An 8,452-nucleotide genomic window follows, 5' to 3' on the forward strand; every position below is an offset into this window, starting at 1 on the left:
CGGCGCTCCCCTTCGTGGTCAGCCCCGCACCACTTCACGCCAATCGCACCAGAGGTAGCAGGGTCGATCGGCGGGTACGGGTGCGATCGAGCCCGGCTGGCTGGCACGCACCGTTTTCCGCGCTGCGCACCCGTTGCCGCCCGGCGCTCCCCTTCGTGGTCAGCCCCGCACCACTTCACGCCAATCGCACCAGAGGTAACGGGGGCGATCGGCGGGTACGGGTGCGCACAAGTCCGCTGCTTGGTCGCAGTTGTTGCGGCTCCGGGAGTCCGGAGCCGCAACAACTACATGCGAAATGAGATTGCTTCCCTTGCTTAACGGAGGTTAGCCACTGCCTTCCGGCGACCTGCTGCTGCGAGCACCAAGCCCATCAGGAGCATGGCACTTGCCCAGAGAACCCAAGTTCCGTTCAGTCCCGTCTTGGCCAAGGTGTTGGCGCTTCCGACGGCGGTTGAGACTGCCGCGGTCACTGCACCCTGGGTGTTACCAGCGGTTACTACGGTGCCGGCACGGGTGCCGACAGGTGTGCTGGCTTGTACTCCGACAGTCGTGCCGGTTGAGCCTGCAGCCGGGGTGTTGCTGCCGGTTTCTCCACCGGCGCTAGGGCTGCCACCGGCAGCAGGCGGGTTGACGGCAGGCGGGTTCACGACGGGAGGGTTCACAACCGGCGGGTTCACAACCGGCGGGTTCACAACCGGCGGGTTCACGACGGGAGGGTTCACAACTGGCGGGTTCACGGTACCGGTCGAGCCGCCGCCGATTCCCACCGAGGTGGAACCAACGGTGACAGGAGCAGTGATCGGGATGACCAGCTGAGTGCCTGAGAGAAGTCCTCCGTTGCCGGAAGTGGTGCTGCCAGGCGTCGTACCCGTCGGAGCAGTTCCGCCGGTGGTGCCGGTGTTCGTGGCCGAAGAGTCACCCAACAAACCAGCCGAGGTCGAACCAAGGTTCACAGGAGCCGTAATCGGAGCGACTACCTGAGTCCCCGAACCAATGCCATCTGAACCGGAAGTGGAAGCGCCCGACGTAGCCGGAACCGAAGTCCCGGAAGTATCAGTGCCGATGTTCGTCGCGGAGGAGTCACCCAACAGACCGGCCGAGGTCGAACCAAGGTTCACCGGAGCAGTAATCGGGGCGACTACCTGAGTCCCCGAAGCAACACCATCCGAACCGGAAGTGGAAGCACCCGAAGTACCCGTCGGAGCAGTTCCGCCGGTGGTGCCGGTGTTCGTGGCGGACGAGTCACCCAAAACACCAGCCGAGGTCGAACCAGGATTCACCGGGGCAGTAATCGGAGCAACCACCTGGGTCCCCGAACCAATGCCATCCGAACCCGACGTGGTGCTCCCGGAGGTGGTATCCGTCGGAGCAGTCCCAGCCGTGGTGCCGGTGTTCGTGGCGGACGAGTCACCCAAAACACCAGCCGAGGTCGAACCAAGATTCACCGGGGCAGTAATCGGAGCAACCACCTGGGTCCCCGAACCAACACCATCCGAACCGGAAGTGGAAGCACCCGACGTAGCCGGAGCCGAAGTCCCGGACGAGCCCGAAGAACCCGATGTTCCGGCCGATGTTCCGGATGTGGCAGCCGAGTCTCCGCCAACACCCACGGCAGTGGCTCCGATGTTAACAGGGACCGAAATCGGAGCCACCACCTGAGCGCCGGACGCGATACCCTCTCCCCCCGACGTGGTTGCCTGTGCCGGCGCTTGTGCCGGAGCAGGAGCTGGTGCTGGTGCTGCCGATGTGGCAGCTGAGTCGCCAAGTACACCGGCCGACGTCGACCCCACCGTGATGGGGATCGTCACAGGTGCCACAACCTGGGTTCCCGAAGCGATACCGTCGGAGCCGCTGGTGCTGGCTGCCGGCGTCGAACTTGCCGCTGAAGCAGGAGCGGCAGGTGTGGCTGAGCTCGCCTCAGTGGAGCCCCCCAGCAGACCCACTGACGACGAGCCCAGGTTTATGGGCACCGTTACCGGAGCAACTACTTGCGTTCCGGAGCCGATGCTGTTCGCGCCGTTGGTGCTGGCGGCCGGCGCTGTAGCGGACCCTGAACCTGCAGCAGGTGCCGACGCGGACGTCGTAGCTGCTGAATCCCCCAACAGTCCAAGTGATGTTCCGCCGAGGCTGACCGGCGCTGTTACTGGCGCTACCACCTGCGTTCCGGAAAGGAGTCCGTCCTTGCCGCTGGTGGTGTCCGCGGCGTTTGCCGCAGTAGCGCTGAGGACGATCATGCCCCCGGCAAAGCATGTGCCAATGAGGCACTTGCGTATGGTCGTGTTCATTTTGATTCTCTCCTGAAGGCCTTGTTCCCAAGGACGTCCGAGTGACGGATCGCCCGAATGACCGTCTGCCGCGAAGTGCTGCGCGGCCGGCTGGGGAACTAGTCAGGAGAGGAGCCGGGGTCGAAGCAGACCGGCTTTGGATGTTGTTCAGCATCGGCCGATTCCAGGCCGGGAAGAGCGTCTACGGGAATGATCAGTGCGTCGTGAAGGAAGGCGGCGGCCTGGCTGGGCGGACCGTTTTGGGAGTTGCCGGAACCGGCTCCCGTGAGGCCGGCGGGTGCGGTCGCAGGGTCCGTGGGCAACTTTGATGGCGACGCGGGATCGGCGGCTGAGGAGGCGCCGCCGAGCACCGCGGTAATCCCTGTAGGACCAAAATTGCGGGTGGGTGTCAGCATCGCTGGAGCTTCAGCGACCACCCCTGAAGGGTTCGCGTGGACGTCCAGTTTGCTGGGCTCAGGAAGCGTTGCGTCCGTTGAACTTACGACGCCGGTAGTCGCCAAAGCGCCAGCGTCCGCCGTAGCGGGGACATCAGAAACGGCGCTGCCTGGCGCACTCGGCATCCCGGTCACCGGCAAGGTCCCGGGGTCAACAACCGGCGGTGCCGTAACAGGCGGCACGACCAGGGGCGGGACAGTAACCGGCGGGAGTGTTACCGGCGGGACGATGGCTTCGACGGGTGCCAAGACGGTATCCACCACGCCGACAATCGGTTCCACGATCGGGTTAACCGCGTCTGTAACGGGTTCCAAACGAGCGGGTTCCAGAACTTGATTTACCGGCGGAACAACAACGTTGACCGTGTGATCCACGGTGTCAGTGGCCGGAACCACAACAGTGTTCACCACGGTTCCGGCGGTATTCGGAGGAACCACTTGGTTGACTACCGGAAGCTCGGCAACCACATGATCAACAGTGCCACCAACGTGTTCCACGATGGGCGTCACCGCTGGCACATGAACGTTGATCTGTTGGGTCGGAACTATTCCTTTGACCAGGTTCGGCAGGGGCACGTTCGGCACCGGAACACTGACGGAACTGGAGGACGCGACACTGCCTAGAAGGGTTTTATCGGAAGTTCCAGTGTCTGCACTCGCGGCCGAAGCGGAGAGGGCCATCCAGATTGCGGTACCGGCGCCCGCGACCATGACAGAGCGGAGAATGCTGGTAGCACGCGGGAAAACGCGTGAACCCTTCATCTCGACACCCCCAGGTAGTCGCGAACCAATGGTCGCCTTCATCCTAGGACGGGACTAAGCCATTAGTCCATGGCTGAGAGTAAACAAGATGACAAATTTGTAAGGAACCTTGTTTAAGAAGGGTAGGAACCGGTTATGCCGGGTCCAAAGTCCGGAGTGCCTAATGACGAACGTCCTTGGGCATTGGTTTCCTGAAGCCGTTTGATAAACCAACGGGATTGTTCCGGACCGTAAGGCAGCACAGGAATGGCCTTGGTAGCGTCGGAAGGCATGTCGCGAATGGACTGTGTTGCCTGCCGGACAGCGGTGCTCATGGTGTCCGCCATGGTTTTCACGAACTCATCACTGACGGGCTTGCCGTGTCCCGGGACCAGGAACTCGTACCGGTGGCGCAAGGCCGAGATGTGCCGCAGCGCGTCCGCCCACTCTTCCGGATAGGAGTCCTCGAACGACGGATGCGCGCCCTGTTCAACCAAGTCCCCCACGTACAGCGTGGAGCTGGTGCCAACAAGAAGGTCGCCGTCGGTGTGTGCTCGGCCCAGGTAGAAGAGGGTCGCGGTGATGCCGCCAAGGTCAACGAGGACAGGCTGGTCGTGGACCAGTGCATTGGGGACAACGATGTCGACGGCGTCGCCCTCCCCCGCTGCCATCTCAGGTTCGTTGGTAGCCACGAAGCGTCGCTGGTTGTCGGCGTCGCGTTCTATGGTCGCCGCACAGTTGGCGTGCGCCCAAAACTCCGTGACGCCGTCGTCGGCAAATACTGCGTTGCCGAAGAAGTGGTCGTAGTGCGCGTGGGTATTCACCACAACCAGCGGAAGCTGGGTCTTTTCGCGGACTGCAGCGAGGATCTCGCGGCCCTGGCGCGGACCGCAGCCGGTGTCGATGACCATGGCGAGCTCAGAGCCCACCACAAGTCCGGTGTTGAGTAACGATCCCTCGGTTTCCAAGACGTAGTTGTCCGGTCCGAGTTCTAGCCAAGCTGACAATTCGTGCTCCGTATCCACTGCAATCCGGCGATGTTCAGGCCTCTACTCTACCCACGGAACCCGTACGAACGCTGGAAGGCTGGCGGATGTTCCTTAGCGCCGGAGCAGCCTGAGCTTTCGGCCAGCACGTACCAACAAAGAGGACTTCAGCGACTGAAGCTCGTGTTGGAGTTGCTCGCGCTCGGACTCCCTTGCTGTGAGCGCTTCAGTAAGTCCGTTCAGTTCACCCCGCAGCCGGTCCCGCTCCGCTTCCACAGCTTCGAGGCTCCCCCGGGTGTCTTCCAGGACGTGGGTCAGTCCAAAGAGCTCCACCGACTGGTGGCCGATGTGCAGTTCATTGTTGGCCGTCAGCTTGGCCACGGACGGATGCTCACCGGATGCGAGTTCAGGGAATGCCGGTTCGGGACTTTCAAGGACCGGCGCCTCTGGCTTGGCCCCCTTCAAAGTCTCGACGACGGCGTCCCACCAGGCGCGCTGGAACTCGCCTTGCGTCGGGCTGAGTTGCTTCAGGTAGGCGCTGATGTCGTCGCGGCCGGCCCACAACTGATCTATGTACGTATCGAATTCCGGAGTGGCCAGGTGCCGCAGGGAACGCATGGTGTGGCCCAGGCCCCAGTTGGCCAGTGCGCCACCGATACGTACCTCGCCGTAGTAATCCACGGCGATGCCCAGGCAAGGAACGCACGCTGACAGTGCGAAGACAATCGGGTGGTACCGGCTCGCCACCACAAAGTCAGCCTGCATTGTCAGCGACGCGGATTCCTCCGCGGACAGCTGGCCGCAGACCACCACGTTCTCCGTGTGCATCCTCCGCCGGATGTCCTGGTGGGTTTCGATGTCGATGTCCGCCTGGCCCGGGTGGGACATGTGGGGGATCATCACGATGTCCAGGTTCCCGGCGTCGGCGATTCTGTCCAGCACCTCAGCGATGCGCTGGTTGAAAGCGTCCTTATCCATGGCGCCGGTACCGGGCGCGAACGTGGCTACCAGGAATGGTCGGCCAGGTTGGGGCTTGTAGGTGGTTTGGTCCGGTTCGATGCCCGTTGCAGGGGCGTGGTCGACCTCAAGGAAGCTCGCGTCGTCGAGCGTCAAGCCTGCGGGCACGTCAGCGTTCCGCATTAGATCCCAGGAGGTCTGCTCGCGGACGCTGGTGAGCGTCGCTGATCGGAAAAGCTCGACCACTGTGTCATAGTCGGGTCCCGTGAGGACGGGTCCAACAGTCTGTCCGGAAATGACGAGCGGCTTACCCAAGGCCTTGGCAATGGCCCCAACAGCCGCCCGCTCGTAGAGCAGCCAGCCGTAGGGCGAAGTCATGTTCCCCCCGCCGGCGATCACCACGCCGTCGCAAGTCTTCATGGTCTCGATGAGCGCATGGACCTGATCCTCAACGGGGAGGGCAGTCATGTCGCCCGCGAGGATGGCACGGATTTCCCGGAGGTACGTCTCGCGCCTGTGCGGAGGCCACGGGAATTCAAGTGTCTTCACCGAGGAAGTCCCGAAAATTCGGGTGCTCTGCTCCGGATCCCGGGACAGCAGGACAATGTCGGAAACTCCCCTGGCGCGCAGTTCGTCCACCACGGCATGGGTCATAGCTTCGTCGCCCACGTGATAAACGGGCTGACCAATATCTCCAAGAACTACGACTCGCACGGCACTCCGGTGGTTGGACGCAAAAGGGAGCTTTCAGCGTACCGGGTCTCGCATTGACGCACGCTATCCGGCAAGGGCATCCGCCCTTGCCGTTGGCGGAAAGCCACTCTTTTGGTGCGACTAGGACTCGATCTTTGCTCTGAAAATACCAAGGCCCGCGGGCTGTCCCTCCGGGAGTAAGTCGTTTCCAAAAGTCGAAAAGACAACATATCGACCGTCTCCTGAGATGGACTGCTGGATGTGCCATTCATCCACGGCCTCACCGAACGACGTAACCGTCACCAAGCGGGTAATGCCAGTGCTCATGTCACGGACATAGACGTCTTCGGCTGTCATCGTCGCACCTGTCACCATGTTCATACCCGTTGAGATGAAGGAAATGTCGCGGCCATCAGCCGAAATAGAAGGGCTGTGTGACCAATCGTTGGGCTGAGCTGTTCCTGGAGTGACCGAAACCAATCGGGTAGTTCCAGTCTCCATGTCACGGACGAACACATCATTAGTACCTGTCAACTCCTCGGCTTCACTAACATCTAGGTCAGAAGCAAAAGAGCTGAACGCTACATATCGACCATCTCCTGAGATTGACGGGAGGTAGGACGAATCGTTGCCAACAGTGTCCGCGGGCGTGGCGGAAACAAGCCGCGTGACGCCCTGTTCGAGGTCCCGTAAGAACACGTCGCTGTAGGCCGCAGGAGAATCTCCGACCACGAAATCAGCGCTAGACGAGGAGAACGCCACGAATTTCCCATCGGCCGAAATGGAAGCATCGCTGGACCAGCCATTGCTGGGAACGCCTGCGGAGTTCAACGAAACAAGACGGGCAGTATGCGTGGCAACATCGCGTACAAATACATCGCTAGAACCGTTGGCATCGCCAGCTACCAAGTCAGCAGCCGTCGAGGTGAAAGCCACGAGACGGCCGCTGGCCGAAATCGAAGGACCCATGGACTGTCCGTTGCCTGAAACCCCGGCGGATGTGGCCGACACCAATGAAGTGACTCCCGTGACCATGTCACGAACGAAAACGTCGCTCAATTTGCTGGGATCCGCCGTAACGAGGTCCGAGGATCTGGAAGTGAATGCTATGTAGCGGCCATCTGCGGAGATGGAAGGCTCATGTGACCTAGCGTTGCCTGTGCTACCTGCGGGTGTGGCCGAGACAAGCAGGGTGTGTCCCTTTTGCATATCCCGAACGAAGACATCCTCCGCATTGTTGCCGTCCCCATTCAGAGCCAAATCGGGCGAAGCAGACACAAAGACCACGAAGCGGCCGTCGGATGAGACTGCCGGCGCGGCTGGCATGTCGATACCCTCGACATTCCCTGGGGTGAGATTCACGAGATCAATTGGACCTCCGCCGTCTCCCGGTGTCGGTGTGGGAGTTGGCGCCGGGGTGGGCGTGGGCTCCGGGTCGGGTTCGGGGGCCATCACCGGTTTGCCCTCACAGGGGTTGGTGACGTGGAGTGTCCAGCCCGTCGTGGTGGTGTCGGTCCATTCACCCAAATTGATGCCCATGATACTGATACCCGCCGCAATGCCGAGCCTTGCAGCGAAGCCCAGCTCTATCGGACAGGACCACTGGAAACCTTCTCCAGAGTTTGTCACTTCGATGGCGGCGGAAACGAAAGGTCCGGCACCAAAAGTGATGCCGACTACGCCGTAGAGCTTGACCTTGGCGTCAAAATCCAACGAGGCCTTCGCGGTCAGTGAGGCTGAGGCTTTGACGGCGTTTTCTACTCCGTGTGAGTTTGGTTTGGTGTTGACCAGATTGAAGGAACCATCGCGGTACTTGAACCCGTGATCACTGGAAACAATTTGGGAAGAAGTGAAGGCGATCTGAGCTGTCCCTTCAACAGTGAGGTTGGCGGCAACTCCCAGTTCCGTGGTCACTACCACCGGTACAGGCCCTGCCATGAACGTGAAGACCGAGTTCAGTTCTCCGAGCGGGGCACTGATTTTCCCCTTCAGCGTGCCTCCAACCTTGATCGAGTGGGAGGCGCTCGTGGACGGTGTCACCACCACAGAGGCTTCTCTCAGACTCAAAAACCCTGTCTCGAGTGTCATCTTGGCTTTCGCCGATGCCTTGATGGCCGACTCAACTGTCATGGATCCGGTGCCCGTCAGGTTGGGCCACTTCGACTCGGACTTGAACGTCTTCTTCCACGCGAACGAGCGTGAATAGATATCCGCCGAGGCTTCCGCGAACGGTTGGACCATGTCCAGCTTTGTCGCGGTCGGGGCCGCGTCTGGTTCAACCACGACGTCGGGCTCCGGGACGAACTCGGACCTCACCGGGGTGCCGCTCACCTCGAGCAACCCGCCGGTGGAGACC

The 8,452-nt window shown here is 61.5% G+C and carries 5 protein-coding genes; all 5 read right to left on the reverse strand.

Translation table 11 applies throughout. From position 1 onward, the window contains the following. Positions 1 to 314: 314 nt before the first annotated feature. Entirely contained in the window at positions 315 to 2,285 is a 1,971-nt protein-coding gene (locus AC6CH8_RS14565) for a beta strand repeat-containing protein (RefSeq protein WP_498191283.1), read from the reverse strand. 98 nt (positions 2,286 to 2,383) lie between these two features. Further along, positions 2,384 to 3,481, reverse strand: coding sequence for a hypothetical protein (locus tag AC6CH8_RS14570; RefSeq protein ID WP_498191284.1), 1,098 nt, complete (start codon positions 3,479 to 3,481; stop codon positions 2,384 to 2,386). 113 nt (positions 3,482 to 3,594) lie between these two features. Beyond that, the gene (locus AC6CH8_RS14575) at positions 3,595 to 4,467 is read right to left on the reverse strand and encodes an MBL fold metallo-hydrolase (RefSeq protein ID WP_243836829.1); all 873 of its coding nucleotides are present in this window, start codon (positions 4,465 to 4,467) and stop codon (positions 3,595 to 3,597) included. 93 nt (positions 4,468 to 4,560) lie between these two features. Beyond that, positions 4,561 to 6,117 carry a polysaccharide pyruvyl transferase family protein gene (locus AC6CH8_RS14580; RefSeq protein ID WP_498191285.1) on the reverse strand — a complete coding sequence of 519 codons (1,557 nt, stop codon included), beginning with the start codon at positions 6,115 to 6,117 and terminating at the stop codon, positions 4,561 to 4,563. A 120-nt stretch (positions 6,118 to 6,237) separates the two neighbouring features. Next, positions 6,238 to 8,452, reverse strand: a 2,215-nt coding sequence (locus AC6CH8_RS14585) for a TolB family protein (RefSeq protein ID WP_498191286.1), incomplete at its 5' end; no start/stop codon positions are given.

The sequence above is a fragment of the Paenarthrobacter sp. GQ52 genome, from assembly GCF_059759005.1.